The sequence below is a fragment of the Cryobacterium sp. TMT1-2-2 genome (genome assembly GCF_004403505.1).
Classification (GTDB): domain Bacteria; phylum Actinomycetota; class Actinomycetes; order Actinomycetales; family Microbacteriaceae; genus Cryobacterium; species Cryobacterium flavum.
This window is the reverse complement of record NZ_SOGS01000002.1, coordinates 23,579-50,016: the sequence shown is the minus strand read 5'-3', so window position 1 is coordinate 50,016 and position 26,438 is coordinate 23,579. Positions and strand designations below refer to the sequence as shown.

Genomic DNA, 26,438 nt, shown 5'->3' with positions numbered 1-26,438 from the left:
TACCAAAACTGGGGCTGGTCAGGCGCTGGGCCGTAGACCATACTCATTGGTCCGAAAGAGACTGCGTTACGTCAATGCCCGTGGTCTGGCGTCAGCACGCGCGGGCCATTTCCGACGGCCAGGTTCTCCCGCGAAATGATCGCGTCGTGAGCGGTCGGTGGCGTTCCGGCCTGCTCGCCCGGCCCGACGACCACGAACTGGCCCATCATTCCGGCATCTTCGTGCGCGAGCATGTGGCAGTGGAACATATACGGAAAGTTCGGATCGGTATATTCCGCAAACTGCATGATCAATTCGTAGCGAACGCCGGGTTCGAGATAGATCGTGTCCTTCCACCCGGAGAGTTCGGCTGGCGGCGACTCGGTCCCCACCCGCAGCACCTGAAACTGCACGGCGTGCACGTGAAAGTTGTGCGGCAGCGGCATGGCGTTGTCGACGGTCCACACCTCGGTGGCGCCGGCCTCGACGGTCTCGTCGATGCGGGTCATGTCCATCAGCCGGTTGTTGATCGTGTAGCCGTTGAGGGTGAAGGAACGGTCGGTGGTGGCATCCGCTTTGTCCAGTGGCACGATGTTGGCCAGGGTAGTCGGCGTGGCGCCGATGCTGCTGAGCGCGTCGGCCGCGCGCAGTTCCATGACGTCGAGGGTGTCGTCGCCGGCGTTGCGCGTCGCTGCGCTGGCCGACGTGCCGAGATCGGGCGGGGTGGATTGCAGTTTCACGGTCTCGCCCGGGGTCATTTTCACGAGAATTTCAGCACGTTCCCCCGGTGACAAGCGGATGCCGTGCATCGGTGCCGCCTCGCCGAGGAGTCCCCCGTCGGTTGCGATCAGGTCGAACGAGCGCCCGTCGCTGAACCCGAAGTCGTACAGGCGCGCGGTGGACCCGTTGACCAGGCGCAGCCGCACGACATCGCTGGTCACGTCGAGATAGGGCGCGAGGGTGCCGTTGACCAGCAGCTGGTCGCCGATCGGCCCGATGTAGCCACGCACGTCGGTGACAAACTGGCCGTTGTCGTCGAAGCGGCGGTCCTGCACGACGACGGGAATGTCATCGACCCCGTAGCTGCGCGGCAGGTTGAGCGCCGACTCCTCGTCGTCCTGCAGCAGGAACAGGCCGGCCAACCCCATCTCAACCTGGTGTTCGGTCTTTTCGGTGGGGTGCGGGTGATACCAGAGGGTCGCTGCGGGCTGGTCGATCGTGAAGTTCGGGCTCCAGCTGGCGCCGGGTTCGACCATCTGGTGCGGGCCGCCATCCATTTTGGCGGGCAGGTTCATGCCGTGCCAGTGCACGGTCGTGGCCTCATCGAGGTCATTGCCAACATTGATGCGCACGTCGTCGCCGCGTTTCGCGACGAGGGTCGGGCCGAGATAGCTGCCGTTGTAACCCCAGGTGTCAGTGGCGACGCCGGGAGTGAACTCGGTCGTGCCCTCCTCGGCCGTGAGGTCGAAGACTCGCTCACCGGCAGCATTCACGGTCGCTTCCGCCAATGGCGGGATAGCGAGCGGGTTCACAAAATCGATGGTACCGACGGTGTCGATCACGCCGGCGCCGGTGTCGCTGGTGCAGGCGGTCAGGCCCACGGCGAGTACCACAGCGCCCACGATCGTGCCGCTGATGATGGTTGCCACACGACGGCGCGGCCGGGCAAGTCGACTCTGGATCATTACCCTATTTTCGCAGTGTGCCGGGCGCCGTCACACCACGGCGGTGCTCAGGCCTGACAGCGCGGGCACCAGTACAGTTTGCGAGCCGCCATCTCTTCGAGCACGATGTGGGTGCCGCAGACCCGGCAGGGCAGGCCTTCGCGCTTGTAGACCCAGTGCCGGTCGGCGCGATTCTTCATGGCGAGGCGATACTCGCCCCCCTCGAGCTTGTCCATGGTCATCATCTGACCGGTCGCGACGCCGATGTGCAACAGGTGCGCCCAGTCCTGCCAGACCGCGCGCACGGTGTCATCGCTGAGCGACTTGCCGGGGGCGTGCGGGTTGAGGCCGGCACGAAAGAGCATCTCGGCGCGGTAGACGTTGCCGATGCCGCTGACCACGCTCTGGTCCATTAGCAGCCGGCCGATCGGCGTGGGCTTCTTGCGCACGACGCTCACGAAACGTTCCTCGGCCTCGGGCGTGTTGCCCTGTTCCGGATCGGGGCCGAGCTTGCCGATCACGGCGTCGACCTGGGCCGGGTCGAGAACCTCACAAGCGGTCGGGCCGCGCAGGTCGGCGCACACCGTGTCGCTCAAGAGGCGCACCCGCACGTGTCCGACCGGCTCAGGCGGAAAGGCATCGGCCAGGTCGATCTCCTTCTCCTGCTCGGACATCCGCACCCGGGTACGGCGGGGCGCTCCGATGCTGAAGATCGAGTTTTCCCCGGCCGAGTCATACGTAGCGAGGTCGGTGCCGTGCTGGTTGGTCTGGCCCATCCTCCCGTTGGCCGAGGCCATCGTGGCATCCATCAGAATCTCGCCGCTGAAGTCCCAGGCGCCGTACATTCCTAAGTGGATGCGCAACCACAGTCCGTGGTCGAACTCCAGAAACATCTGCTTACCGACGGCGCGGGCATCCGTTATGGTGTGGCCACTGAGCTGGGCGGCGCCGACCACAAAACGGCCCTGCGGCGACGAGACGGTGACGCGGTGCCCGACGAAGTTGCGCTGGAATTGTCGGGTGATGCGATGAACGGAATGACCTTCGGGCACCTCAGCTCACTTGCCGTCGACGTTCTTGCCGGCAATGGTTCCGGTGATCTCGTATTCACCCAGCTGACGGATGCGACGCACGTGGCGCTCCTCGTCGCTGAACGGTTCGGCGATGAACGCGTCGATAAAGCCGGTGGCCTCCTCGATCGTGTGCTCGCGGGCACCGATCGAGATGACGTTGGCGTCGTTGTGTTCTCGGGCGAGCCTTGCCGTAGAGAGGTTCCAGACCAGGGCGGCGCGGGCGCCGGTCACCTTGTTGGCGGCCATCTGCTCGCCGTTGCCGGAGCCGCCGAACACGACACCGAGCGCTTCAATGCCTCCCTCAAGGTCGTCGACGGTGGCCTGCGCGGCATTGATGCAGAACGCGGGGTAGTCGTCGAGGGCGTCGTAGGCCTGGGGCCCGTGGTCGATGACCTCGTGGCCCGCCGCACGCAGGTGCGTGATCAGGTGGTGGCTGAGGTCGAGACCGGCATGGTCCGTGGCGATGTGGATGCGCATGTCACCATCCTATTTAGTGCCGACGACCTCGGCGAAAATTGGGTCGCGGGTACGGCTGCGCTTGAGCTCGAAGAACCCGTCGTAGCTCGCGAGCGCGACCACGCCGTCCCAGAGTGTGAGAGCGTCGTCGCCCATGGGTGCCGGGGAGATGACGGGTCCGAAGAAGGCCACGCCGTTGACCGCGATGACCGGGGTGCCGACATCCTGGCCGACCCGGTTGATGCCGTCGAAGTGGCTGGCGCGCATCTGGGCGTCGTACTCGTCGCTGTCCGCAAAGGCGGCGAAGCTCGCGGGAAGGCCCACCTCGGCGAGCGCGGCGGGGATGACCTCGTCGGGATTGCGGTTGCCGCCAGGGTGAATCTGGGTGCCGAGCGCGTCGTAGAGCGCCTTGACCATCTTCTGGCCGTGCAATTCGTTGGCCGCGGCCACGAGTCGGGTGTACTTGAGTGCCCGCGGGAAGAAGGCGGCGTATTCCTCGCTGACGTCCTGGTCTTCGTTGAGAACGGCGAGGCTCATCACGTGCCAGGTCACGTCAAATTCGCGCAGGTGTGCCACTTCGTCAACCCAGCGCGACGTCATCCAGGCCCAGGGGCACGAGGGGTCAAACCAGAAATCTACAGAATCAGTCATGCCCCCAGCCTAAGCAGCACTCCTGAGTCATCCCCGAAAGTTAGACCCAACATTTGGGCGATGCCCCCCGTGAGGGGGTATTGTGGGTGGGTTGAAAAAAATCTGGATCACGCAGTACAGCTCTGTCTTCGCAGCACAATATCTCCACGGGAGAAATTCTTATGCCCACTGACCGAAGCACATCCAACCCGAATTCCAGCGCCCGGAGCGCCTCGGCAGCCCGGGCAAAGCCCCTGAAGGCTCTTCGCCGCCGCCGTATCGCCGTGTCCGACGTCAACGTCGTCGACAAGCCCATCATGAAGCGCGCCCTCGGCGGCACGATCGTGGGAAACACCATGGAGTGGTATGACGTGGGAATCTTCGGCTACCTCATCACCACCATGGGTCCGGTCTTTTTGCCGGAGGCGGACGCATCCGTTCAAACCCTGTTTTTGCTCGGCACCTTCGCGGCCACCTTCTTCGCCCGCCCGCTCGGCGGCGTGTTTTTTGGCTGGCTCGGTGACCGCATCGGTCGGCAGAAGGTGCTCGCGACCACGCTGATTCTGATGGCCACGTCGACCTTCGCCGTCGGGCTGCTGCCCGGCTACGCGCAGATCGGGGTCTGGGCGGCGGTGCTGCTGGTGTTCGTCAAGCTCGTGCAGGGTTTCTCGACCGGTGGCGAGTACGCCGGGGCGACGACCTTCGTCAGCGAGCACGCGCCCGACAAGCAGCGCGGCTACTTCGCGAGCTTTCTCGACATGGGCAGCTACCTCGGTTTCGCCATCGGCGCGTCACTCGTCTCTGTGTTGCAGCTCACCCTCGGCCAGGACGTGATGGAGGCGTGGGGCTGGCGTCTGCCGTTCCTCATCGCCGGACCGCTCGGCCTGATCGCCATCTACTTCCGCATGAAGATCGACGAGTCCCCCGCCTTCCAGGCCACCCTCGACGCGCAGGAGGAAGCACAGAAGAACCCGGTCGGAGCCACGGCCGAGACGCCCAAGGGCCCGATCGCCATCTTCAAGGCGTACTGGCGCAACATCATCATCGCGATGATTCTGGTCGCCGCCGCGAACACCGTCGGCTACGCGCTGACCTCGTATATGCCCACCTACCTCACGGAGAATAAGGGGTACGACGAATTGCACGGTACGGCGCTGACCATTCCGATTCTTGTGGTCATGGCGTTGTGCATACCGCTGGCCGGCCGGCTCTCCGACCGCATCGGGCGTCGCCCGGTGCTCTGGATCGGAGCCATCAGCACGGTCGTGCTGTCGTACCCGGCCTTCCTGCTGATCGGTATCGGCGACATCTGGTCGACCCTGCTCGGCCTGGCGCTCATCGCATTCCCGGTCATGTTCTACGTCTCGAACCTCGCCTCGGCCCTACCGGCCCTGTTCCCGACGGCGAGCCGGTATGGCGCCATGGGCATCTCGTACAACTTCGCGGTGGCCATCTTCGGCGGTACCACGCCGTTCATCATCGCGGCGCTCATCGTGGGCACCGGCAACGACATGATGCCGGCGTTCTACCTCATGGGTACCTCGTTCATCGGGGCGATCGCCATCTTCTTCCTGCGCGAATCGGCCAACCGTCCACTGCCCGGCTCCATGCCGAGTGTGAACACCCACGAAGAGGCGCACGAACTGGTCAAGACCCAGGACGACAACCCCCTGCTCGACACCGACGAAATGCCGTTCGACCATACCTTCGAGCCGCCGACCTACGCCATCCCCATTCAGGAGCCGGCGAAGATCTAACGTTCGCGCGTGCGTTTGTTCGTGCGTGGCCGGCTTTCGGTCACGCACCCACAAACGGATGCTCACAGTCACCCCGCGTAGAATCCTGGAATGACCACCGCGCCCTCCACCACTGCGCCCACCGGCTCGGCACCAGAAGAATCGGGCGTGTCGACCGCTGACTTCGAATCATCCGATCCGGAATTCATCGACATCGACCCACACGACCTCGCGGTAACCCTGCGGGTGCTCGCCTCCCTCAGCAACGTCGACCCGGACAGCGCCGACTTCGTGACCGTGCGCCAGGCCACTGCCAAGATGTTCAAGTCGGTCAAAATGGCGCGCCGCATGGAGAAGCGTGCGGTCATCGCCGACGCCGATCGCAGCGTCATCGCCGCCACCGCCACCGGCGCGCCCACCCGCATCGACGACGAGACCCGCGGCGCCCAGCTCTCCCTCGGCACCAGCGCGGCCACCGCCGGAGAACTGCTCGTTCCCCGCGCCTGCTACATCTGCAAGCAGAAGTACACCGTGGTCGACGCGTTCTACCACCAGCTCTGCCCGAGCTGCGCACTGTCGAGCCACGCCAAGCGCGACGCCCGCACCGACCTGACCGGCAAGCGTGCCCTGCTCACCGGCGGCCGGGCCAAGATCGGCATGTATATCGCGTTGCGTCTGCTGCGCGACGGAGCCCACACCACCGTCACCACCCGCTTTCCGCGCGATGCCGTACGCCGCTTCGCCGCCATGCCCGACTCCACGGACTGGCTGCACCGCCTGCGCATCGTCGGCATCGACCTGCGTGACCCGGCCCAGGTGATCGCCCTGGCCGATTCCGTCGCCGCCCAGGGCCCGCTCGACATTCTCATCAACAACGCCGCGCAGACCGTGCGTCGATCACGCGGCTCGTACTCCCCCCTGGTCGAGGCCGAGGAATCGCCACTGCCCGACGGCCCGCTGCCGGAGATCGTGTCGTTCGGGCACACCAACGACGCGCATCCGCTGGCCCTGGCGGCGTCGGTGTCGGGGCATCCGCTACTCGCGGCCGCCTCCGGCGCGGGTGCGCTCACAGCGGATGACCTCACCCGGCTGGCCCTCGCAGCCGGGTCTTCTTCGCTCGAAAAGCTCGCCGCCGGTACCGCGATCGACGCCGGCGGCCTCGTTCCCGACCTGCACGACGTGAATAGCTGGACCGCCAACGTCGAAGACGTCGATCCGCTCGAGATGCTCGAAGTGCAGCTGTGCAACACGACGGCACCATTCTTATTGGTGAGCCGTCTGCGGGCGTCGCTCACGGCATCCGCTGCCCGGCGCACCTACATCGTGAACGTGTCGGCGATGGAGGGTGTATTCGGTCGCGGCTACAAAGGGCCGGGCCACCCGCACACCAACATGGCCAAGGCCGCACTGAACATGCTCACCCGCACCAGCGCGAAGGAGATGCTCGAAGACGGAATTCTCATGACGAGCGTCGACACCGGCTGGATCACCGACGAACGCCCGCACCCCACGAAGGTTCGCCTGGCCGAGGAGGGTTTTCATGCCCCCCTCGACCTGGTCGACGGCGCTGCCCGGGTCTACGACCCGATCGTGCGCGGCGAAGCCGGCGAAGACCTCTACGGCGTCTTCCTCAAGGACTACCAGCCCGGCGCCTGGTAATCAGTCGAGGTCGAACGCCGTGTGAATGGCGGCGCTGAGTTGTGGCTCCTGGCTGGGCAGCAGAAAACCAATGTGGCGGCCGAGGCTTTCGACCGGGATGGTCACGATGTTGTCGCAACTCACGACGCAGTCCTGGTCGAGGCCGTTCGCCGGGCCGACCGGCACTTCGGTGGACAGCCCCCGCACCGAACTGGTGATCGGTGCGACCGTGACCCGCGTGAGGTACGGGCGCACGAGCTCGCGGGTGAGCACAAGAACCGGCCGTGCCTTGTCGAGGTGCGCAATATGAATCGCGCGCATCGTCACGGGACGTCAGTCGGGAGGGTCGCGCCGTAGCGTGCGAGTTCGTCCAGGTCCTCGACGTCTGTCGACTTCTCGGAGAGAATACGAACGTCACGCAGTGCAACCTCGCGACGACGTTCTCGTTCGAGGGCCCGCGTGATCACTGCGGCGCGGCTGCTGTCGCGGCCCTCCGTTACGGCGAGGTCAAGATAATCAACGATGTCGTCTGGGAGGCGCACCGCAATTTGTCGGCTCATACCTGCAGCATACCGTTCTAGAACCCGATTTGGTATGCGATTCTCAGGCTGTGCGACGTCGAGCAGCAGCAGCGCGATAGCGAGGAAAGCACAGGTCACGGGCCAAAAATCTCCCCTGCTAGGCTGACCGAATGCTGCGCCGCATCCTGATCCTGCCGACCGTTTTTCTCGCGCTCGTCGCTCTCAGCGGATGCGCACCCGAACCCGTGCCGGAACCGTCGGCCACGTCAACGACTTCGCCAACCGCAACGCCTGCCGCAGCCACCAGCCCGCTCAGCTGCGACGATATCGCGGCCCCGGGCGACATTGCCAACGTCTTCGCGGATCCCGCCGGCACCGTGCCGACCCCGGTTGCCGCGATGCAGCCGTCGACATTCCTGGTCGAGTACGCCGTTCCAGCCCTCGGCGGGCTGGCCTGCTCCTGGCGAGTCGGCGCGGCGGCGGGCAATCCGATGGATCACCAATCCGACTCCGACTGGGCCTACATGAGCGTCAAGGTACTGCCCGGCGCGGCCGACTCCTGGGCGCCAAACGATTCCGGCGCCGGTCCGGCCGACCCGCTCACCAGCATCGGCGGCATCGAAGCGGCCACCGGATGCGGCGACCCCGGGTGTTTCATCTCGGCACCCGTCGGTGACGCCTGGGTCGAAATCACGCTGAGCACGAACTCATTCGGTACCCGCGATGTGCGCTTTGACGGCATGACGAGCGACGCGATCGTAGCGCAGATGACGCCGCTCGCGGCATCCGTTTATTCCACTCTGACGGATGCCGAACCCAGCCAGGTAGCCTGGCCGGCAGTCGCCCTGACCCCGCGTGAACCGGCCTGCACCGGCGCGCTCAAGCCGCAGGGCATCGCCATGGCCCTCGGCGTCGACTCGCTCGAGTACGAAATCTTCGACTCGTCAAACATGAACCCGGTCTACTTCGACGGCTTCGTGTCGCAGGCCGCCGGGTTGTTTCGGTGCGACGTGCGCGCCGACGGCGTTTTGGGCACCTCGATCCACGTCGGCCACGGTCTCTCCGGGATCGTCGACACGATGATCACGGAGCCGGACAGTCAGGCCGCATTGTCGCCGATCGTGCTCGAGGGAGCCGTCGAAGGTGAGCACGCCGTGCAGGTCTGCGCCGACCCCTCCGGTTACTGCACCGTGATTTTCTCGCTCGGCGAATCGGCCTACTCGGTCGAATCTGTCTCCCAGGCTGTGGCTGTCGCCGAGGCGATCATCGCCCAGGCCCGCTAACCTCCTACTGCGCTACAACGACAGGAGCACGAGATGACCGAGGATACTTTCGACCGCGACGTCATGCGCTCGTTCAAGAAATTCATGGAACGCGTCGTGGCAACGGCGGATGCCCAAAACCCGTCGGGCCAGTCGCCGCTCGGCGACGCGATCACCGAGTTTCTCGGCGCGAACGCATCGACCCTGCCGGTCGTATCCGAGACTCTCGCCGATCATCGCTTGGTCGACGCGGACATTGCCCTGACTGCCCTGGCCGGAATCGATCCGGCCGCGCTTCTCGGCGTCTCTGGCGGGCAGCAGCGCTTTCACTCAAGCCTGTCCGAACTGGTGGCCAGCCCGTTCCAGGGTTTCGCTCCCGGGCCGGTGGACTACTCGGCCCGGGCGACCGGACCGACATCGACCCGTCAGGTGGTCTCGTTCGGCCTGCGGCTCATCCGCTTTGAGGGTGAGCCGATTGCGGTGCTGCAACGCGCCGCGAACCCGCAATTCGGGCGCAACACGGCCGAACTCGAGATCATGGCCACATCACCGCAGGCGGTCACCGGCTTTCTCGAGCACCTGCGCGCGCTCATGATCGAGCACAGCGTGCTGCGCGGGCAGGTGCTCTCGTTCGTGCAGACCGAATACGGGGCCGGTGCCGGAATCAGTTTTCTGGAACGACCCGTCGTTCCGGCGGCCGCCATCGTGCTGCCGGACGGCATCCTCAGCACGATCACCGACCACGTCATCGGAATCGGCGAGCAGCGCCAGGCACTGCTCGCCGCCGGTCAACACTTGAAGCGCGGCGTATTGCTCTACGGTCCTCCCGGTACCGGCAAAACCCTCACCGTACGACACCTGCTGAGCGTTACCCCGGGCATCACCGCCGTGCTCCTGACCGGCACCAGCATCGTGCACATCGCTGCCGCCGCCGAAATTGCGCGCACCTTCGCGCCGTCCATCGTCGTGCTCGAAGACATCGACCTGGTCGCGATGCAACGCAACACGACTCCGCAGCCACTCTTATTCGAGGTGCTCGACGCCCTCGATGGGCTCGACGGCGACGCCGATGTAGCCTTCGTCATGACCACCAACCGGGTCGAGGTACTCGAACGTGCCCTCGCCGAACGGCCAGGCCGGGTCGATCTCGCCGTGGAAGTGCCGCTGCCCGCGCTGGCTGAACGCGAGCGGTTGTTCCGGCGTTATGCGGGCGGGCTGCCGTTCAGCCCGGCCGCCCTCGATGCCGCCGCCGGCCGAGCGGAGGGCGTGACCGGATCCTTCGCCAAGGAGCTCATTCGTCGTGCCGTGCTTCGCGCTGCCCTCCGCGCCGGCACCGTCGACGACAGCGACCTGCAGGTGTCCCTCGACGATCTGTTGTCGGCGGGCGAATCCTTGACCCGGCGGCTCCTCGGCACGAACAGTGGCGATACCCTGCGCTGGCAGCCCGACGAAGAGCCGAGCGACGGGCCGAATGGCGGCAGCTACGTTTCGATGCAGGAGGCCGCCGTGATGACACGCGAAGCCTCCTTCGGGTGGAGCGGCCCGACAGAGCCGGTCACAGCAGTGGACGCCGCTGAGGGCGAGCCCGAGCAAACCGAGGAGCCCCAATGACCGGTCAGCGCTCGTAGACGTCACGACGATGGCCGCCCGGGCAGCGCCCTACCGTCCAGCGCCGGATTGAAGCGGATGCCCGGTGGCGGTTACGGCAGCACCGCGAAGATACCGTGGGCGCCCTTCTCGGCATCCGACATGATGTGGCTGACGAAGGGGTAGTGGCCCGGCTGGGTGAAGCTGAGCTCGACGAACCCGCCCTGCGCAACGGCGAGATCGAGCACCTGGGAGCCGCCGCTACCGGTGCTGCCGCCGTCCTTCAACAGGTAGTCGCCCTCCTTGTACACGGTGGAGAACTGACCGCCCACGACATGGAAGGCGCTGCCCAGATTGGGCCCGGCCGCCAGCACCCAGACGCGCACGGTCTCGCCCGCCGTCGCCTCTAGCGGCCGGGCGGCGTATTGGTTCGCGTAGCCGTTGAAGACCACGATGTCGGGGATCTGCGTCGCCACCTTCGCGGCGTCCACTTCACCGCCCTGAGCGCCGAGGTACAGCTCGGACTGTACGAGGAGGTACTCGCGGTCCACCTCCGCCAGGCCCGGCGGGTCGATGATCACCGCGCCGAACATGCCGTTGGCGATGTGCACGGACATGGGCATGGTGGAGCAGTGATAGAGCCAGATGCCCGACCGTGTGGCGGTGAAGGCGTAGACGAGAGACTCTCCGGGTGCGATGGTGCGCATCACGGCGTCGGGCGCGATATCGCCGGCGTGGAAGTCGATCGAGTGCCCGACCGTGCCCTCGTTCACCAGCGTGATCTCGAATACGTCGCCCACGGTGCCGCGCAGGGTGGGCCCTGGCGCGGTGCCGTTGAAAGTCCAGAGCATCTGGGTGACGCCGGGCGCCACCTCGGTCTCGATGTTCTGCACGGTCAAGGTCTGCCGGTGGACTTTGGCGGACGAGGCGGGCGGCAGCACGGCGTCCCTCGCCTCGAAACCGGCGTCGGGTTCAGCCATCGGGTCGAGATCCTCAGCAGCGGATGCCCCGGCTGCGGCCGCACCGTGGTCAGAGTAGGTTCCGCTCGCGGCGCCCACGGCGACGATGCTGATCTCCATGCCGAGCAACCGATGTCCGGCTATCGAGCACCAACCGGACACGCTCGCGCCGATCACACCGACGTTCACGGTCTCGGTAGCGCCCGGTTCGAGTGCCCCCGACACCAGGCCGGTGTCCAGGACGAGGTTGTGCGCCATCTCGTCACTGTTGGTCAGAGTGATCATTAGTTCATCACCGACCGGCACCTCGATGCGGTCAGGCACGAAGCGGGTGTCCACCATGTCGACCGCCACCGTGGTGGTGTGTCCGGTCGCGGCGGCGCCGGCCGCGGAGGAGCCGGCGGCCTGGGTCGACACCGTCCAGAGGCCCGCCGAGGCCGGGTCGAGCACGATGCCGACGGTAACCGTGAGCAGCAGCACACTAGCCGCCGCGAGCATCCGCCCGGCGGCACGCGGTCGTTCGACGGCCGTTCGTTCTCCCGGCACCACGCGCACGAACGGCAGGGCACGCACCCTCCGGTTGACCCGCAGGGCCCTGGTGAACAGCACCAGAAAACCGGCCAGGGTGGCCACGATCAGCACCGACAATGCCACCGTGAGAGTGCTGGAGACGGGAAGCAACGACAGGGCGAGGGCGCCATTGACGACCACGACCCGAAAGAGGCTGCCACGGTCGAGCTCGGCCGCGGTTGCCTTGAGGGCGGCCGGGCCTCCACCGAGCACGACGGGCACCAGATAGCTGAGGGCCCCGAGTAGAATCTGGGCCGCAAAGCCGATCGCGAAGTACGGCACGAGGGTTTCGACGCCGGCGGCCGCGGCCGCCCAGCTGGGGGCGAGAGCCACCAGCAACCCGAAACCGGCGGTACAGAGGGCAAACCAGATCTGGGCGGCACCGAGGCTCCAGGCGGCGAAGGTCACGGCGGGCGCCCGGCGCAGGTGCCCGATGCCCTCCCAGAGCACTCGACCCAGGGCAACGAGGTAGATCAGAACGCCGAGCGCCACGAGCATCCGCTGGTCGGCCAGGCAACCGACGAGGAGCAGCCCGAGGCCGCCCGCCAATACCGGAAGGGTGCTTCCGGCCGCCACTGTGGCGCCCTCGACACGGGTATGCAGCACCGTGGGCCAGAGCAACGCAACGGTACCGATGACGGTGAGGCCCGCCCACCCGAGCAGGTTGAGGCCGAGATGGCCGATGAACAGGCGTTCGTAGGCCTCGCCTCCGCCGTCGAGCCTGGCCATCAGAATGCCGAGGGTTACGCCGCCGGAGAGCATCACTGCGCTGACAATGTAGTAGCGCACCAGCGGGGCGAACCGACCCGGCATCGCTCCGCGGGTCTGACTCACGATCACCGCGGCGTGGACCAGCGCGTTCAGTCCGACCAGGCTGCCTCCGACCAGCACGAGCGGGTACCACTCGGCGACCATGCCGGTCATCACCGCTATCGAGCCCCCGGTGTGCACGCTCAGGCGCAGGCCGAGTGAGCGGCGGTCCCCGAGGGCCTTGTGGCGAAGCAGGGTGTCGGCGAAGTGCTGACTCCAGATCAGAATTGCCGTGCTCAACGCGCCGAGCAGCAGCAGGTGCACGAGCAGCCAGCTCGACGACGGCACCTGGCGGTGCAGCAGAGTGAGAATCACCGCGGCGGCCAGCCAGGCAGGCACCAAACTGCCGGAGACGATGTGCCAGAGCTTGTCTTTCATAGGGTGGTCATCAGCGGCGTTGGGTCAGATCAACCTGGCTGTCGGACGAGTGAGTGCGGGTGAGGCGCACGGTCCAGGTTTCGGGTCCGCTCTCGAGGTAGGAGACGGCAAAGTCGCCGGGGCGGCTGGCTTCGAGCTGTCCGAGCAGCGGCAGCGGGTTGTGCGAGGCCACCAGGTCGAGGGCGAAGCCGGGCTGAATAACACCGAGTGCGCCAAAGATCGTGGCGTGGCGAATGGCGTGTGGGATGGGGCGAGTGTCGAGAACGATGGTCTCGGTGTCGTCGTGACCGCAGGCGCACGCGTGCGCGGCGGGAGCGTCGACATCTGCGGCACCGGGCCGGCTGGCAGACAGGTTGATCGGTTCGGCAGTCATGGAAAATCCCCTTTCACCGGGTCGAATGACCCTCGTGACTAGTTTAGAGGATTTTATTCCTTTCAATCAGCTCACGAGTGCTGTGGGGACAGGTGCACGAGGCAGAGCGTCGGCTGCACGAAGGGCTCCAGGCTGATGTCCTCGGCGTCGTGGCCAAGTGAGCGGGCGAGGCCTTTCATCAGGCCCAGGTGCACCGAACAGACCACATCGGGATTCGATCGTGCCTCGGCCCGGAACGGGCAGGCCTTCAGCGCGATTACGGCCTCATCAGCTCGAAGTTCGGGCTCGAAACCGATCTCGGTGAGCACACTCAACAGCGGAGGAACCACGTCGGCAGCGGGCCCATCGGTCGCCACCCCAGCGGCCGCGGCCGCGTACTGCGCCGACCAGCGCTCGCCGGCCCGTATCGCACGGGCGCGGCCGCCGTCGGCATCCTCGCCAATGACCCCGGCGAGAGTCTCGATCAGCTGCTGCTGGGCGTTCTCGGCTGCCAGCGGCGCCGCGACCGCGCTGAACAACACGTGTGGGCGGCCGCGCTGCCCGGCCCGGGCGACCTGGCGCTCGATGAGCCCGGCCGCCTCGAGGTGCTCAAGGTGAAACCGTGCCGTCGTGATGTGAAGTCCGAGGGCGTCGGCCACGGCGGCAACGCCCAGCGGCACGGCGGATTCGGTGAGCAGCGCCAGGGCACGACGGCGCGGCTCACTGGCCAGGGCAGCGTGCCTGGCTTCATTCTGCGTGGGCGGAACCATGATTTTAGAGTAGCAGCGTGCGGTTAAACCTGCGGTTGTGGCACTCGTCCCACGGCGCGAGCCAGTGCAGTGACCGGCCGTGCGGCTGGGTCAGGGCGATCGGCTCGCCGTCCAGCGCAAGAATGAAGGCGGATGCCGGCATGTGATCTAACAGCGCCGGCACCTCCGCAAGTCGCTCCAGCACCCCGGGCACCACGCTCTGTCCTTCGTTCGACAGCCAGCGCACCGGCAGCCGGGTCATCTGCTCGGCGAACCGGTTACGATCAGCCTCGTTGAGGTAGGCGAGCACCGCGGTGTGGAACACCACGACGGTCGCCCCGGCTGGAGCCCGGGCAACGAGTGCTTCGATCTGTTCGCCCAGGTCACCCGACACGATCGGGGCCGGCTCCCGGCGGGCCACGGCAACCGCGGCGCCCAGTCGGGCCCGCCGGTCATCGTGCTCCGGCCAGATGAGCGCGTCGAGCCAGGCCACATCCGTCTCGCTCGACACGTCAAGCGGGTGCAGGTCGATGCCGGCGCGCCAGACGATCTCGGGCATCCGCTCGGGCAACGGAACCGGGCCGGTGACGTCACAGTCCAAAACGACCGGGCTCGGACCGTCGAATGGGTGCAGCATCCGCTCACTGCCATCAGCCAACCGATACCGGTAGCTGTACCGGTCTGGGTGCAGGCACAGACCAGCGGATGCCCCCACCTCGATCAGCGCGAGCGGCCCGGCGAGCGCCGCCAGGGCCGGCAACAGCACGGCGCACCGACCGGGCTCGTTGGTCTGGGTGGCGTGGGTCAGGCAGGTCGCGGCCACGTCGGTCCAGTGCTCACGCAGCCAGGCCGCGAACTCGGGGTACTCCCCCACCGACGCACCGTGCAGCCGTGCCGCGCTGAACACCAGGTTCGGTTGGCGCTTGACCGCGGGCAGTTGGTCGATCAGGGCAACGGTAGCGGGATCGGCCGCGACACCGGCCGCCCAGGCCTCGTAGCAGGCGCTCATTCCGCGAGCTTCCACTTCAGCGAAAGCTCGGTAGCGTTCGGCGGTGGGGACCAGTGGGTCGGTGCTTGCTCTCATGCCCACATCGTAATCATGGTTAGGCTTGCGGGGTGCGATGGCGCCACGAGTGCCAAAGCTTCACAATCGTGAATCGAATTGGAGAATCTGTTGCCTGGAGAAAATCTCACCCGCATTGAAGCGACCGAGCGCGCTGCGCTGGTCACCGTAGCGAGCTACAACGTTGTGCTCGACCTCACCAGCGGTCCCAGCACGTTCGGCAGCACCACCACCGTGCACTTCACCGCCACCCCCGGAGCCTCGACCTTCATCGACGCCATCACGGCGCGGGTGTACTCGGTCACCCTCAACGGCGCCCTGCTCGACCCGGCCGTCGTGAGTGACGGCATCCGCATTGCGCTTGACGGCCTGCAGGCCGACAATGAGCTCGTCGTCGTCGCCGACGCGCTGTACACCAACACCGGTGAGGGACTACACCGTTTCGTCGACCCGGTCGACAACGAGGTCTACCTGTACAGCCAGTTCGAGGTACCCGACTCCCGCCGCGTGTTCGCCGTGTTCGAGCAGCCCGACCTGAAGGCAAAGTTCTCCTTCACCGTGACGGCGCCCAGCCAGTGGCAGGTCGTCTCCAACTCCACCACGCCCACCCCGATCGATGCCGGCAATGGTGCCAGCACCTGGGCGTTCGAACCGACCCACACCATCTCGAGCTATATCACTGCGCTCATCGCCGGCCCGTACGCCGTCGTGCGCAGCGAGCTCACGTCGAGCGACGGACGCACCATTCCACTCGGGGTATTCAGCCGCAAGAGCCTCAGCGAGTACCTCGACGCCGACTACATCCTGGAGAAGACCCGCCAGGGCTTCGCCTACTACGAGGAGAAGTTCGGTTACGCCTACCCCTTCGACAAGTACGACCAGCTGTTCGTGCCGGAGTTCAACGCCGGCGCCATGGAGAACGCCGGCGCGGTCACCTTCACCGAAACGTACATCTTTCGCTCCAAGGTGACCGACGCCATCAAGGAACGCCGCGTCGTGACGATTCTGCACGAGCTGGCCCACATGTGGTTCGGCGACCTGGTCACCATGACCTGGTGGAACGACCTCTGGCTCAACGAGAGCTTCGCCGAGTGGGCGTCGACCATTGCCACGGCCGAGGCCACCGAGTGGCACGAAGCGTGGACTACCTTCGCCGTGATGGAGAAGAGCTGGGCCTACAAGCAGGACCAGCTGCCCTCGACCCACCCGGTCGTCGCGACTATCCGCGACCTCGACGACGTTCTCGTGAACTTCGACGGCATCACCTACGCCAAGGGCGGTTCGGTGCTCAAGCAGCTCGCCGCCTGGGTCGGCATCGACGCCTTCTTCACCGGCGTCGGCTCCTACTTTCAGAAGCACCAATGGGGTAACACCGAGTTGCGCGACCTGCTGGTCGAACTCGAACTCGCCAGCGGCCGCGACCTCGGCGAATGGGCTGCGCTCTGGCTCGAAACGGCCGGCGTCAACACCCTCCGCCCCGAGATCATCGTTGACGACCACGGCGTCATCACCGCCTTCACCGTGCTGCAGAGCGCGGCGCCCTCCTGGCCCACCATTCGCCCGCACCGCCTCGCGATCGGCTTCTACACTTTCAACGACGCCCGCAAGCTGGTGCGCACCCACCGGGTCGAGCTCGACGTTGACGGCCCCAGAACGGATGTCCCCGCTCTCGTTGGCCGCGAACGCGCTGACCTGATTCTGCTCAACGATGACGACCTGAGCTACGCCAAGGTGCGCCTCGACCCGGCCTCGGAGGCCGTCGCGCTCCAGCACCTCGCCGCGATCGAGAGCCCGCTCGCCCGCGCCCTGGTCTGGGGTTCGGTCTGGGACGCCACCCGCGACGCCGAGACCACGGCACGCGACTTCGTGCGCCTGGTCTTGAACAATGTCGCCACCGAAACCGAGTCGACCACGCTGCGCACGGTGCTCGGCCAGGTCGTGCTCACCGCCAGCTACTACGTGGCCGAGCCGCACCGCGAGGCGGTCGCGACCGAGGTCGCCGACGCACTCTGGACGCTCGTACAGGGCGCGGCGGCCGGCAGCGACGCCCAATTCCAATTCGTAAAGTTCTTCGCTTCCGTCGCAGCCACCGCCGCGCAGCTCGATAACGTGGCTGCTTTGCGTTCCGGCGCGACGGTACTCGAGGGCCTCGAGGTCGACACCGACCTGGCCTGGGAGCTGCTCACCGCCCTCGTGGCCGGGGGCCGTGCCACCGCGACCGAGATCGATGCGGCGCTCGAAACCGACAACACCGCCACCGGCGCCCAGTCCGCCGCCCTCGCCCGGGCTGCCCTGCCCACGGCCGAGGGCAAGCTCGCCGCCTGGTCGTCACTGATCGACGTGGACACGGCCGCGACGACAATCGTGCGCACGACCGCCGCTGGGTTCCTGCGCGTGAACGACTCGAAACTCCTCGAGCCGTTCGTCGCGAACTACTTCGACATGCTGCAGTCGGTGTGGGCGGCACGCAGCTTTTCGATCGGCGAAAAGCTCGTCATCGGCCTTTACCCGGCGCCGCTGAACAACCAGGCCCTCGCCGACGCGACGCAGGCCTGGCTCGATGCCAACCCCGAGCCGGCCGCCCTGCGCCGTCTGGTGGTCGAGAACTTGGCCGGGGTTGAGCGTTCCCTGAAGGTGCAGGCGCGCGACGCTTAAGTAGTCAGCGACAGCAAACCCCGCGCCCAGCCCTGGGCGCGGGGTTTGCGCGTCTGCCCGCCCGAGCACCCCGCACGTTCACAGCAAACTCCACACAAACCGCCGGGATGCCACTGCCTGCTTGCCCGGGCCCGGCTGAGTGCCCCGGCAGCCTGGGCGCAATGCCAGCGACCGTGGCCGGTTCCCGGGTGCCGCCGAGACCCCTCGGTAGACTGGCTTGGATATGAATTGGGATACTTTCTGGGCCGACCTCGGCGCCTACTTCGCTCAAATTACCTGGACCATTTACCTCGAAAAGATCTTCTCCGTGGCGATGATCATCATCGTCGCCTTCGCCGTGCGCTGGGCCCTGCAATTCGTCATTCGACGGGTCGTGCAGCAGATCGTCTCCGGCGTGAAGAAAACCCAGAAGGTCGATGACACGCAGGCGCTGAACGTGTCGCCGATGGCCGCCGTTCGCGTCGTGCAGCGCTCCCGCACCCTCGGCGCCGTGTTGGCGAACATCGTCAACGTCTTCATTCTGATCACCGCCCTGCTGCTCATCGTCACCACCCTAAACCCCGACATTCTTGGCTCGTTCGCCCTGCTCACGGCGGCGATCGGTGCCGGCCTCGGTTTCGGCGCGCAGAACATCGTCAAGGACATTCTGAACGGCCTGTTCATGGTGGTTGAAGACCAGATCGGTGTGGGCGATATCGTCGACGTGGGATTCGCATCCGGTGTCGTCGAGACGGTCGGAATTCGCATCACGCAGGTGCGCGATGTCGACGGCACGCTCTGGTTTGTGCGCAACGGTGAGATTTTGCGCGTCGGCAATATGTCGCAGGGCTGGGCACGGGTCATTATCGACCTCGCCATTCCGTACAGTTCAGACGTGGAGGCCGTGCAAGACGAGCTGCTGCGCGTGGCCAGCGCCCTCGCCTCGAGCCGCAAGTGGCGCGCATTCATTCTCGAGAAGCCGGAGATCTGGGGCTTGGAGTCGATCAGCGCCGAAGCTCTCGTCACCCGGCTCGTGGTCAAGACCCGGGTCTCGGCCAAGTGGGACTTCGCCCGTGACCTGCGCCTGCACATGAAGAAGGCCCTCGACGGCATGGGCGTGCCGCTCACCCCACTCAACAGCGTGGTCATGACCACCGGCGACGGCACCATTGACGGCTCGACCGTTGAACCAATCGAGGGAGCCGTTGACGCAGCCGAAGGGGCCGCGGCCGCCGTGCCCGACGTCGTTGCCGGTGTGCGCACCGGCCCGGTCTCGGTTCGCAAGCCCCGCGGACCGCGCAAGGCCAAGGCAAAGCCCACGGATGTTCCGGCTCCGATGAAAACGCCAGACCCCGAAACCCGCGGCGACGGCATTGACTAGCCTGAAGTAAAGACACAGCACACAGAACCACACAGTAGAAAGCCGCACCACGTGACCACTGAACGACACCCGACCGACCAGCCGACCGTTTCCGCCGGCGTCCACCTGCGCGAGAACGAAAACGGGCCCGCCGCGGTTCCGACATTCTTCGACGAGGTCGGCGGAACCCCGTTCTTCGAGAAACTCGTGCACGACTTCTATGTCGGCGTGGCCACCGACCCGGTGCTGAAGCCCATGTATCCCGAAGACGACCTGGGCCCGGCCGAACACCGCCTCGTCATGTTTCTCGAGCAGTTCTGGGGTGGTCCAGGCACCTACAGCGAACAGCGCGGTCACCCGCGTCTGCGCCAGCGGCACGTGCCGTTCAAGGTCAATCCGGATGCCCGCGACCGGTGGCTTGGCCACATGAGAGTTGCCGTGGACGCGGCCAACCTGCCGCCGTTGCAGCGGGGCATCCTCTGGGATTATCTGGAGCGCGCCGCCTTCGCCATGGTGAACAGCTTCGAGGAGTAGCTCTACTGCAGCCCTTGAAATCGTCTGGTGGCTGGTCGCACAGACCCATCGGGCTGAAGATGTCGTGTCGCCGATGACACCCACACCCACACCCACACCCACACCCACACCCCCACCCCCACCCCCACCGCGAGATGCCATCTTCCCATCGCCGCAGAACCGCAATCCCACGGCGTGTGTCAGAACCGCCGATACTAAAGACATGACAATCCGCGACCTGACCCCGGGCAACATCGACGCGGCGGCTGCGCTCTGGCACCGGGCCGGGCTGACCCGGCCGTGGAATTCACCCGAGCTTGACGCGCAGCGCGCCCTCGACGGCGACACCTCCACGGTTCTGGGCGCATTCGACGACGAGCGGCTGGTCGGCACGATCATGGTCGGCCACGATGGCCATCGCGGGTGGGCACACTACCTTGCAGTTGACGAGGGCCAGCGCGGAACCGGGTTGGGCAAGCGCATGATGGCTGCCGCAGAAAACTGGCTGCGCACGCACGGTGTTGTGAAGGTTCAGCTCATGGTACGTGCGGGCAACGACTCCGTTCTGGGATTTTACGAGCACCTCGGCTACGAGGACGCCAACGTGCAGGTGCGCTCCAAATGGCTCGCCCAGCCAACGAACTGACCATTAGGCAACCCTACGGAGTGAGCGACTCGACGGCCTCGCAGGGGCTGGCCGTGGGGTCGGCTCGGTGCACGCTCGTGGCGAGCGTTCCGAGGAGCGCGGCGAGCTGGTGGCCGGCATCCGATGGTATCCCCGAGAGGATGCCGGCTTCCACAGCAGCAACGCGCGCCTCGTATCGCGTGAGAACGCTGGCCCCCTCGGCGGTGGCGCGAATCTTTCGGGCCCGGCGATCGGTCGGGTCGGGAATGCGTTCGACCAGCTTGGCGTCGACCATGCCGTCGAGCAGGTAGGTCAACACCGTGCGATCGATGGCTAGGTGCGCCCCGATGGCCTGCTGGGATGGCAGGTCGCGGTGAATGACGGTGGAGAGCACCTGATAGCAGCGCACTCCCCCGGGCAGCCCCTCGACGGCGGTCTCCAGCTGGCGCTGATAACCGCGCAGAACCATCGCGAGGTTCCACCCGAGGTCACCGGGCACCGGTGAGGTCGGGCGTAATTCGGCAGTCATGCAGGTCAGCTTACCTGAGAGCGTGATGTGGCAGAGATATTCTTTTCAACATATGATCTGTAGAGCATCATATTTCGACGGGAGCAGCGCTTTGAGCGGTCAACATGTCTTGAGCAGTCACCACGACACCACCATCGGCATTCTGGGAGCCGGGCGGGTCGGAACGGCCCTGGCCCGGCAGGCGGTTAAAGCCGGATACCGGGTGCTGATCGCGACTGCTAAACCCGCGGCGGAGAACGCCCTGCTGGTCGATATTGTGACCCCAGGGGCGGTAGCGGTGGAATCAAGCCAGGCCGCCGCATCCGATCTGGTGGTTTTGGCGATTCCGCTGCACAAGTACCGCACGCTCCACCCGAGCGAACTCGCCGGCCGAATAGTCATCGACGCGATGAACTATTGGGCGCCGGTCGACGGCGTATTCGACGACTTCGAGAGCGATCCGCGCACCTCCAGCGAGGTCGTCGAAGAGTTTCTGCGGCACGCCCGGGTCGTGAAGTCGCTCAACCACATCGGTTATCACGAGCTCGAAGAAGACGACGACGCCGCCGGCGTGCCGACGCGGCGCGCGCTCGCGCTGGCCGGTGACGACGCCGACGCCAAGGCATTCGTCTCTAGCTTCATCGACCGCCTCGGCTACGACGCGGTCGATGCCGGACCGCTCTCCGCCGGCCGCGCCTTCCAGCCCGCCACCGAGATTTTCACCGGCAGCCACACTGCGAACCAGCTTCGCGCCCTCATCCAGAAGAACCGTCCGCTCGCGGACGCGGCCTAAATACAATGGAGAACTCCATGCAAATTGGCGCCTACAGCTTTGGCGACACGCAACTCAACCCCGACGGCACGACGCGTGCCACCGCGGAGGCGATCAAGAACCTGTTCGACGCCATCGTGCACGCCGACCGAGTGGGCCTCGACTATTTCGGCGTCGGCGAACACCACACAGTGTCGATGCCGGCATCCTCTCCGGGAGCCCTGATCGCGGCGGCAGCCGCCGCGACAACGCAGATCAAGCTCGGCAGCGCGGCCAGCATCATCTCAACGGATGACCCGGTGCGAGTGTTCCAGCAGTTCGCCACCGCCGACGCCATTTCCGGCGGCGGTCGCATCGAGATCACGGCCGGCCGCGGCTCCTCGGTCGAGACGTTTCCGCTGTTCGGGCACGACCTGAACGACTACGACGAGCTGTACGCCCAGAAGCTCGACCTGCTCCTAACGCTGAACAACAGCACGACCGAGCAGGTGACCTGGTCGGGACGCACCCGCCCGGCGATTCGCGAACTGGCCGTGGTGCCGCGCCCGGTCACCGGATCGCTTCCGATCTGGATCGCCACCGGCGGCAGCGCGCCGTCGTCGGCTCGCGCCGGCCGCCTCGGCCTGCCCCTCTCCTACGGCATCATCGGCGGGCAGCCACACCGGTTCGCGCCGCTCGCCAACCTCTACCGGCAGTCGGCGGCGCAGGCCGGGCACACCGGCGACAACATCAAGGTGTCGGTGGCGACCCTGGGGCTGGTCGCGCCCACGAAACAGGAAGCGATCGACCGGATGTACCCGGGATGGGTCAACTTGAATATTGAGATGGGCCGGCTGCGCGGCTGGCCCGCGCCACAGCGACGCGACTTTCTCGCCCAGGTCGACGCGCCCAGCGCCTATTTCGTCGGCGCCCCAGACGAAATCGCCCAGCGCATCGTCGACCTGCACGGGCACCTCGGCCACATGCGCCACTTTCTGCAGGGCGACTTCGGCGGGCTCCCCCAGGAGCACCTGCTCGAATCTCTCACGCTGCTGGCCAGCGAGGTCAAGCCGCGCGTCGCGCGCCTGCTCGCCGCCAAGTAGCCGCCGGAAGCACCGACACCCCTTTCCGGGGAGGGGCTGTCGGCACGTGGTCTCGGCCGGATAGCCTGAAGTCATGTCAACGGCACAGATCAACCCATCACAACACTGGATCTGGTTTTTCGGAATCGTGTACAGCGTCGTGATTCTCGGAATCGGTCTGTGGGTGAGCCTGGTGACCGGCGAGTGGATCGCCATCCTCTGTGCTGTGGGACTGGTTCTCGTGCCAATCGGGGGCTTGGCCGTGCGGTCGCGCAGATCCCATTAGGAATGGGTACTGCGTGACGCTTCCCCGCCCGGTGAAGGACACTCGGTGCCATAAGGCTATCGACCACCGAGCGATCATCCGATGAGCGCGGTCGTAGTCGCCCTGACTATCACGGCAGCACTCGGGGCCGGCCTGACGGCGGGCGTCTATCTGGCCTTCTCCTTTTTGGTCCTGCCCGCCTTTCGCACCCTTCCCGATACCGCCGCAGTGGCCGCCATGCAGCGCATAAACGTGAGCGCGGTTCGGGCGCCGTTCATGACGGTCTTTTTTGGCGGCGCCGCAGCATCCGTTGTTGTGATCGTGCTGCAACTCACGTCAGAGGCTCCTGCCGAACCCACCCGTATTCTTGGAGCAGTTCTCGCCCTGGCCGCCGTCGTGATCACCGTGGTGCGCAACGTGCCATTGAACAACGCCCTCGTGCGCGCCGACGCCAGTTCATCCGGCCTGACGGTTGCCTGGCAGTCCTTCGACCGGAGCTGGTCTCGGGCCAACTATGCGCGTGCGGCCGTGTCCGTCGGTGCCGCTGTCGCTCTGATCTTTTCGCTCACCTGATCCGCCGTGGTCGCCACCCGTCGACACCGCTTCGACACGACCTTGGTCATGGAACAGATTCGACATGAATTCGTGATGCCGTTTAATGGAACCATGGCAGGAACCTGTGTGTACACGATCGGGCATTCGACTCATCCGCTTGATGAGTTCGTCGGAATGTTGAGAGCAAATGGTATCGAACGGCTCATTGACGTGCGTACCGTGCCGGGGTCTCGTCACAACCCGCAATTCGGGGAAAGCGAGCTTCTCACCAGCATGCCTGCCGCCGGTATCGACTACCAGCGGCTGAGTGCGCTCGGCGGCTTACGGCACACCCCAGTGGCAGACGCAACGATCAACGGAGCGTGGCGCAACAAGAGCTTTCGTGACTACGCCGATTACATGCAAACCCCCGAATTCGTTCACGGCGTCGACGAGTTGATTGCGCTGGCGAGCACGCAGACGGTGGCGATCATGTGCGCAGAGGCCGTGCCCTGGCGTTGTCACCGATCGCTGATCGGAGACGCGCTGCTCGCTCGAGGACTGCAGGTTGCCAATGTGATGAGCCGGACCTCCACCACGCCGCATACTCTGACCAGTTTCGCGAAGGTCGACGGCAACCGCGTCTGGTACCCGCCCGAAGAATGATGCTGGGCCAGGTTACGGGCGGCCCGGTTTGTAGGCCGAGACCGACGAGGCATCCGCTAGCCAGTATCGCCAGGGGAAGTTCGTCGCACTGCCGCCGGGCCCGCTGACGCCTACGCGTGGTCCGGTCAGATGCGGCAGCGCCAATCCACCGTCCGGCACGAAGAACGTCCACTGTCCGCCGAAAAGATCATCACCATCGTTGGTCAGGGTTGCCCCAAAGCTCTGGGCGACGCAGCCAGGGCCTCGCGCCAAACTCCGATCGAGAAGGGGAACCTTTCGTGGCTTACTTTCTCGCCGGCTGCGGGCGATGTCGGCTCCTTCCAGCACGTCTCCTGCTCTGATGAGGCAACCGTAGGGCTGGCCTGGTTGTCCGGCGACGAGGTTGATCGCGTGGTGCATTCCGTAGGTGAAGTAACAGTAGAGGCGCCCGGCGGGGCCGAACATGGTCTTATTCCGATTCGTCATACCCCGATAGGAGTGCGCGCCAGGGTCGCGTTCACCCGCATACGCCTCGACCTCGGTTACTCGAATGGTCACAGTGCCATCGTCATCCGTGCGTTGAAGGATGCAGCCGAGAACGTCAGGTGCGAGATCAAGCACCTCACGGGCAAAAAATGCCCGGTCGACGAGATGAAACCCTTCCAGCACGTTCACGCACACAGTCTATCGACTCCCCGCGAGCCGAGCTCGATCGCGACGTTCGGAGCATTCGCGACGTACATCGACCTCGTGATTCACCGTTTGTCGCAGCTGGCCAGGGCTGTTCTGGGCACGATAGCGTGGAGTCTGGTGAAGCGGGCTTGGTCACCTCGACTGTTTTTGGGGGCTCATATCCGTAAACCACGTGCTGTGATCGCCATGATCGTTGTGGCCGGCGCCTTGTCGGCCTGCACCGCCGCATCACCCCAAGCACCACCGACCGTCGAATCGGTAGCGTCCGAAACAGCGGCCCCAGCACCAGAGCCAGCCCGCATCCTCATCGGAGCTGAGACCGCCGACATCGTGGACGACGGCGGAAACGTGCTGCTCTCACTCCGCTATTCCGAGAACGGCGATGGAGCCGTCGCTTCCGCCATCGACATTCTCGGCGAGCCACAGGCCACGCATCATCAGGACGGCTCGAATCATTACCCCGAGATGGAGGGGACGTCGTGGGGCGGGTTCGACGTACGCTCGGTGGCGCTCGACCTGCCCACGTCATTCCCCGGCATCGTCGCCGATCCCGGGATCGACATGGCCTACGGCGTCATTGGCCGATCCGATCAGGGATCAGGCACGATCAGCACAATCGTCGCGCCGCGTTTTCTTTTCTCGCAGGCCTAGTTCATTCCCACGCATCACGGAGTTGTGAACATGACCAGTTACGGCGTCGCCCTGGTCATTGCGACGTAGCGGTCGACAGCTCCCTCGACTCCGGTTCCAAACCTTTCCGGGTCGATGAGCACGATCAGGTCGAATTCGACCCCCTTCGCCAGTTCCGGCGATTTCGCCGGTGCCGACCATGCCGCCGAGTCAGATATCGAGGCCGTAGCGTTGGCCGAAGGTCTCGTACCACTCGCCGGCCAGGGCGCGCTGACCGTGGGCGCGCTCTAAACGGATGCCTGACCGGCGTCGGTTCGTGGCAAGCTTGACTCTCGTGCAGGCGCCCTGTCTGCGGCACGAAGGAGTGCACCATGGTCATGCGACTTGAACTGGTTCCATTGCCCTCGACGGACGTCGACCGCAGCAAGGCCTTTTATGGGGCCGTCTGATAAGCAAGACTGACTCCACTTATTTGGCCCAGTGAATTGAATCCAAGTTTCGGCATGTCCACAACGTCGCGCACGACCGAACCGAGGATTCGATGGGTGGTCGCGGGCCTCCTGATCATTGCCGTCAACGTCGTGCTTCTTGGATCTCGCTCGGGCCAGTGCACGGACTACACCGCCGAGTCCGGGGCGGCGAGAACCTGTAGCAGCGGACCATCCCTGGGAGTCCCCGGGGCGTGGGCAATCGGGATCGCCAGTCTCGCCGCTCGGTCCTACCTCGTCTATCGACTGGTGCGGCGCCCAGTTTCGCGCTGACGGCGTGACG

At 65.7% G+C, this 26,438-nt stretch carries 27 protein-coding genes; 15 read left to right on the top strand and 12 right to left on the bottom strand.

The window, feature by feature from the left end:
• Nucleotides 1-71 precede the first annotated feature (71 nt).
• Genes E3T35_RS00395 through E3T35_RS00380 form a run of 4 tightly spaced genes read right to left on the bottom strand, consistent with a single transcriptional unit; the run spans nt 72 to nt 3,823 of the window.
• Nucleotides 72-1,664: a multicopper oxidase family protein gene (locus E3T35_RS00395; protein ID WP_134377586.1), complete on the bottom strand. Its 1,593-nt coding sequence runs from the start codon at nt 1,662-1,664 to the stop codon at nt 72-74.
• A gap of 47 nt (nt 1,665-1,711) precedes the next feature.
• Nucleotides 1,712-2,695: an Fpg/Nei family DNA glycosylase gene (locus E3T35_RS00390; RefSeq protein WP_134377585.1), complete on the bottom strand. Its 984-nt coding sequence runs from the start codon at nt 2,693-2,695 to the stop codon at nt 1,712-1,714.
• A 6-nt stretch (nt 2,696-2,701) separates the two neighbouring features.
• On the bottom strand, nt 2,702-3,193 hold the full coding sequence (locus E3T35_RS00385; RefSeq protein WP_134344114.1) for a ribose-5-phosphate isomerase: 492 nt from the start codon (nt 3,191-3,193) through the stop codon (nt 2,702-2,704).
• 9 nt (nt 3,194-3,202) lie between these two features.
• Nucleotides 3,203-3,823, bottom strand: a complete 621-nt coding sequence (locus E3T35_RS00380) for a DsbA family protein (RefSeq protein WP_134344115.1) — start codon at nt 3,821-3,823, stop codon at nt 3,203-3,205.
• A 161-nt stretch (nt 3,824-3,984) separates the two neighbouring features.
• Here E3T35_RS00380 and E3T35_RS00375 point away from each other — a divergent pair, with 161 nt between their 5' ends.
• Both E3T35_RS00375 and E3T35_RS00370 read left to right on the top strand, forming a co-directional pair.
• Nucleotides 3,985-5,559, top strand: a complete 1,575-nt coding sequence (locus E3T35_RS00375) for an MFS transporter (RefSeq protein WP_134377584.1) — start codon at nt 3,985-3,987, stop codon at nt 5,557-5,559.
• A gap of 90 nt (nt 5,560-5,649) precedes the next feature.
• On the top strand, nt 5,650-7,197 hold the full coding sequence (locus E3T35_RS00370; protein ID WP_134377583.1) for an SDR family NAD(P)-dependent oxidoreductase: 1,548 nt from the start codon (nt 5,650-5,652) through the stop codon (nt 7,195-7,197).
• Here E3T35_RS00370 and E3T35_RS00365 read toward each other — a convergent pair whose 3' ends face one another.
• Both E3T35_RS00365 and E3T35_RS00360 read right to left on the bottom strand, forming a co-directional pair.
• Entirely contained in the window at nt 7,198-7,497 is a 300-nt protein-coding gene (locus tag E3T35_RS00365) for a type II toxin-antitoxin system PemK/MazF family toxin (RefSeq protein ID WP_134344430.1), read from the bottom strand.
• Between the two features lie 2 nt (nt 7,498-7,499).
• On the bottom strand, nt 7,500-7,736 hold the full coding sequence (locus E3T35_RS00360; protein ID WP_134377582.1) for a YlcI/YnfO family protein: 237 nt from the start codon (nt 7,734-7,736) through the stop codon (nt 7,500-7,502).
• A 131-nt stretch (nt 7,737-7,867) separates the two neighbouring features.
• On the opposite strand from E3T35_RS00360, the gene E3T35_RS00355 reads away from it, so the two are divergent.
• Nucleotides 7,868-8,980 (top strand): hypothetical protein, encoded by a 1,113-nt coding sequence (locus E3T35_RS00355; RefSeq protein WP_134377581.1) that lies wholly within the window; start codon nt 7,868-7,870, stop codon nt 8,978-8,980.
• Nucleotides 8,981-9,013: 33 nt separating this feature from the next.
• Nucleotides 9,014-10,570 carry an ATP-binding protein gene (locus E3T35_RS00350; RefSeq protein WP_134377580.1) on the top strand — a complete coding sequence of 519 codons (1,557 nt, stop codon included), beginning with the start codon at nt 9,014-9,016 and terminating at the stop codon, nt 10,568-10,570.
• 89 nt (nt 10,571-10,659) lie between these two features.
• Here the strand turns inward: E3T35_RS00350 and E3T35_RS00345 are convergent, their stop codons facing one another.
• From E3T35_RS00345 to E3T35_RS00330, 4 genes are all read right to left on the bottom strand, one after another.
• A complete protein-coding gene (locus E3T35_RS00345; protein WP_134377579.1) occupies nt 10,660-13,263 on the bottom strand; it encodes a multicopper oxidase domain-containing protein in 2,604 nt (867 codons plus the stop codon).
• 10 nt (nt 13,264-13,273) lie between these two features.
• Nucleotides 13,274-13,636, bottom strand: a complete 363-nt coding sequence (locus tag E3T35_RS00340; protein ID WP_134344121.1) for a DUF2249 domain-containing protein — start codon at nt 13,634-13,636, stop codon at nt 13,274-13,276.
• 71 nt (nt 13,637-13,707) lie between these two features.
• Nucleotides 13,708-14,385: a metalloregulator ArsR/SmtB family transcription factor gene (locus E3T35_RS00335; protein ID WP_134344122.1), complete on the bottom strand. Its 678-nt coding sequence runs from the start codon at nt 14,383-14,385 to the stop codon at nt 13,708-13,710.
• 4 nt (nt 14,386-14,389) lie between these two features.
• On the bottom strand, nt 14,390-15,448 hold the full coding sequence (locus tag E3T35_RS00330) for a DUF2332 domain-containing protein (RefSeq protein ID WP_134377578.1): 1,059 nt from the start codon (nt 15,446-15,448) through the stop codon (nt 14,390-14,392).
• Nucleotides 15,449-15,538: 90 nt separating this feature from the next.
• Here E3T35_RS00330 and pepN point away from each other — a divergent pair, with 90 nt between their 5' ends.
• From pepN to E3T35_RS00310, 4 genes are all read left to right on the top strand, one after another.
• Nucleotides 15,539-18,082, top strand: coding sequence for an aminopeptidase N (pepN, locus tag E3T35_RS00325; RefSeq protein WP_134377577.1), 2,544 nt, complete (start codon nt 15,539-15,541; stop codon nt 18,080-18,082).
• Nucleotides 18,083-18,305: 223 nt separating this feature from the next.
• Nucleotides 18,306-19,442, top strand: coding sequence for a mechanosensitive ion channel family protein (locus E3T35_RS00320; protein ID WP_134377576.1), 1,137 nt, complete (start codon nt 18,306-18,308; stop codon nt 19,440-19,442).
• 105 nt (nt 19,443-19,547) lie between these two features.
• Nucleotides 19,548-19,955: a globin gene (locus tag E3T35_RS00315; protein WP_134377743.1), complete on the top strand. Its 408-nt coding sequence runs from the start codon at nt 19,548-19,550 to the stop codon at nt 19,953-19,955.
• Between the two features lie 202 nt (nt 19,956-20,157).
• Nucleotides 20,158-20,580, top strand: coding sequence for a GNAT family acetyltransferase (locus tag E3T35_RS00310; RefSeq protein ID WP_134377575.1), 423 nt, complete (start codon nt 20,158-20,160; stop codon nt 20,578-20,580).
• A gap of 13 nt (nt 20,581-20,593) precedes the next feature.
• On the opposite strand, the gene E3T35_RS00305 is transcribed toward E3T35_RS00310, so the two are convergent.
• Nucleotides 20,594-21,088, bottom strand: a complete 495-nt coding sequence (locus tag E3T35_RS00305; RefSeq protein ID WP_134377574.1) for a MarR family winged helix-turn-helix transcriptional regulator — start codon at nt 21,086-21,088, stop codon at nt 20,594-20,596.
• A gap of 109 nt (nt 21,089-21,197) precedes the next feature.
• Here E3T35_RS00305 and E3T35_RS00300 point away from each other — a divergent pair, with 109 nt between their 5' ends.
• The 5 genes from E3T35_RS00300 to E3T35_RS00280 all read left to right on the top strand — a co-directional run bounded on the left by E3T35_RS00300 (nt 21,198) and on the right by E3T35_RS00280 (nt 24,365).
• Nucleotides 21,198-21,860 (top strand): NADPH-dependent F420 reductase, encoded by a 663-nt coding sequence (locus tag E3T35_RS00300; protein ID WP_241988674.1) that lies wholly within the window; start codon nt 21,198-21,200, stop codon nt 21,858-21,860.
• 17 nt (nt 21,861-21,877) lie between these two features.
• A complete protein-coding gene (locus E3T35_RS00295; RefSeq protein ID WP_134377572.1) occupies nt 21,878-22,921 on the top strand; it encodes an LLM class flavin-dependent oxidoreductase in 1,044 nt (347 codons plus the stop codon).
• 73 nt (nt 22,922-22,994) lie between these two features.
• Nucleotides 22,995-23,186, top strand: coding sequence for a hypothetical protein (locus E3T35_RS00290; RefSeq protein WP_134344130.1), 192 nt, complete (start codon nt 22,995-22,997; stop codon nt 23,184-23,186).
• Nucleotides 23,187-23,267: 81 nt separating this feature from the next.
• Entirely contained in the window at nt 23,268-23,738 is a 471-nt protein-coding gene (locus tag E3T35_RS00285; protein WP_134344131.1) for a DUF1772 domain-containing protein, read from the top strand.
• Between the two features lie 6 nt (nt 23,739-23,744).
• On the top strand, nt 23,745-24,365 hold the full coding sequence (locus E3T35_RS00280) for a DUF488 family protein (RefSeq protein ID WP_241988673.1): 621 nt from the start codon (nt 23,745-23,747) through the stop codon (nt 24,363-24,365).
• Nucleotides 24,366-24,377: 12 nt separating this feature from the next.
• On the opposite strand, the gene E3T35_RS00275 is transcribed toward E3T35_RS00280, so the two are convergent.
• Nucleotides 24,378-24,965 carry a DNA-3-methyladenine glycosylase gene (locus E3T35_RS00275; RefSeq protein ID WP_241988695.1) on the bottom strand — a complete coding sequence of 196 codons (588 nt, stop codon included), beginning with the start codon at nt 24,963-24,965 and terminating at the stop codon, nt 24,378-24,380.
• Between the two features lie 249 nt (nt 24,966-25,214).
• Here E3T35_RS00275 and E3T35_RS00270 point away from each other — a divergent pair, with 249 nt between their 5' ends.
• Together E3T35_RS00270 and E3T35_RS19095 are read left to right on the top strand one after the other, a co-directional pair.
• Entirely contained in the window at nt 25,215-25,688 is a 474-nt protein-coding gene (locus E3T35_RS00270; RefSeq protein ID WP_134377570.1) for a hypothetical protein, read from the top strand.
• Between the two features lie 114 nt (nt 25,689-25,802).
• Complete coding sequence (locus tag E3T35_RS19095) at nt 25,803-25,958, top strand: hypothetical protein (RefSeq protein ID WP_166789793.1); 156 nt, start codon at nt 25,803-25,805, stop codon at nt 25,956-25,958.
• The last annotated feature ends 480 nt before the right edge of the window (nt 25,959-26,438 follow it).

What these genes read in the sequence shown, in the direction of transcription:
- E3T35_RS00395 (WP_134377586.1), bottom strand. Translation starts at nt 1,664, where the DNA reads ATGATCCAGAGTCGACTTGCCCGGCCGCGCCGTCGTGTGGCAACCATC.
- E3T35_RS00385 (WP_134344114.1), bottom strand. Translation starts at nt 3,193, where the DNA reads ATGCGCATCCACATCGCCACGGACCATGCCGGTCTCGACCTCAGCCAC.
- E3T35_RS00380 (WP_134344115.1), bottom strand. Translation starts at nt 3,823, where the DNA reads ATGACTGATTCTGTAGATTTCTGGTTTGACCCCTCGTGCCCCTGGGCC.
- E3T35_RS00375 (WP_134377584.1), top strand. Translation starts at nt 3,985, where the DNA reads ATGCCCACTGACCGAAGCACATCCAACCCGAATTCCAGCGCCCGGAGC.
- E3T35_RS00370 (WP_134377583.1), top strand. Translation starts at nt 5,650, where the DNA reads ATGACCACCGCGCCCTCCACCACTGCGCCCACCGGCTCGGCACCAGAA.
- E3T35_RS00365 (WP_134344430.1), bottom strand. Translation starts at nt 7,497, where the DNA reads ATGCGCGCGATTCATATTGCGCACCTCGACAAGGCACGGCCGGTTCTT.
- E3T35_RS00360 (WP_134377582.1), bottom strand. Translation starts at nt 7,736, where the DNA reads ATGAGCCGACAAATTGCGGTGCGCCTCCCAGACGACATCGTTGATTAT.
- E3T35_RS00355 (WP_134377581.1), top strand. Translation starts at nt 7,868, where the DNA reads ATGCTGCGCCGCATCCTGATCCTGCCGACCGTTTTTCTCGCGCTCGTC.
- E3T35_RS00350 (WP_134377580.1), top strand. Translation starts at nt 9,014, where the DNA reads ATGACCGAGGATACTTTCGACCGCGACGTCATGCGCTCGTTCAAGAAA.
- E3T35_RS00345 (WP_134377579.1), bottom strand. Translation starts at nt 13,263, where the DNA reads ATGAAAGACAAGCTCTGGCACATCGTCTCCGGCAGTTTGGTGCCTGCC.
- E3T35_RS00340 (WP_134344121.1), bottom strand. Translation starts at nt 13,636, where the DNA reads ATGACTGCCGAACCGATCAACCTGTCTGCCAGCCGGCCCGGTGCCGCA.
- E3T35_RS00335 (WP_134344122.1), bottom strand. Translation starts at nt 14,385, where the DNA reads ATGGTTCCGCCCACGCAGAATGAAGCCAGGCACGCTGCCCTGGCCAGT.
- E3T35_RS00330 (WP_134377578.1), bottom strand. Translation starts at nt 15,448, where the DNA reads ATGAGAGCAAGCACCGACCCACTGGTCCCCACCGCCGAACGCTACCGA.
- E3T35_RS00320 (WP_134377576.1), top strand. Translation starts at nt 18,306, where the DNA reads ATGAATTGGGATACTTTCTGGGCCGACCTCGGCGCCTACTTCGCTCAA.
- E3T35_RS00310 (WP_134377575.1), top strand. Translation starts at nt 20,158, where the DNA reads ATGACAATCCGCGACCTGACCCCGGGCAACATCGACGCGGCGGCTGCG.
- E3T35_RS00305 (WP_134377574.1), bottom strand. Translation starts at nt 21,088, where the DNA reads ATGACTGCCGAATTACGCCCGACCTCACCGGTGCCCGGTGACCTCGGG.
- E3T35_RS00295 (WP_134377572.1), top strand. Translation starts at nt 21,878, where the DNA reads ATGCAAATTGGCGCCTACAGCTTTGGCGACACGCAACTCAACCCCGAC.
- E3T35_RS00290 (WP_134344130.1), top strand. Translation starts at nt 22,995, where the DNA reads ATGTCAACGGCACAGATCAACCCATCACAACACTGGATCTGGTTTTTC.
- E3T35_RS00285 (WP_134344131.1), top strand. Translation starts at nt 23,268, where the DNA reads ATGAGCGCGGTCGTAGTCGCCCTGACTATCACGGCAGCACTCGGGGCC.
- E3T35_RS19095 (WP_166789793.1), top strand. Translation starts at nt 25,803, where the DNA reads ATGAGCACGATCAGGTCGAATTCGACCCCCTTCGCCAGTTCCGGCGAT.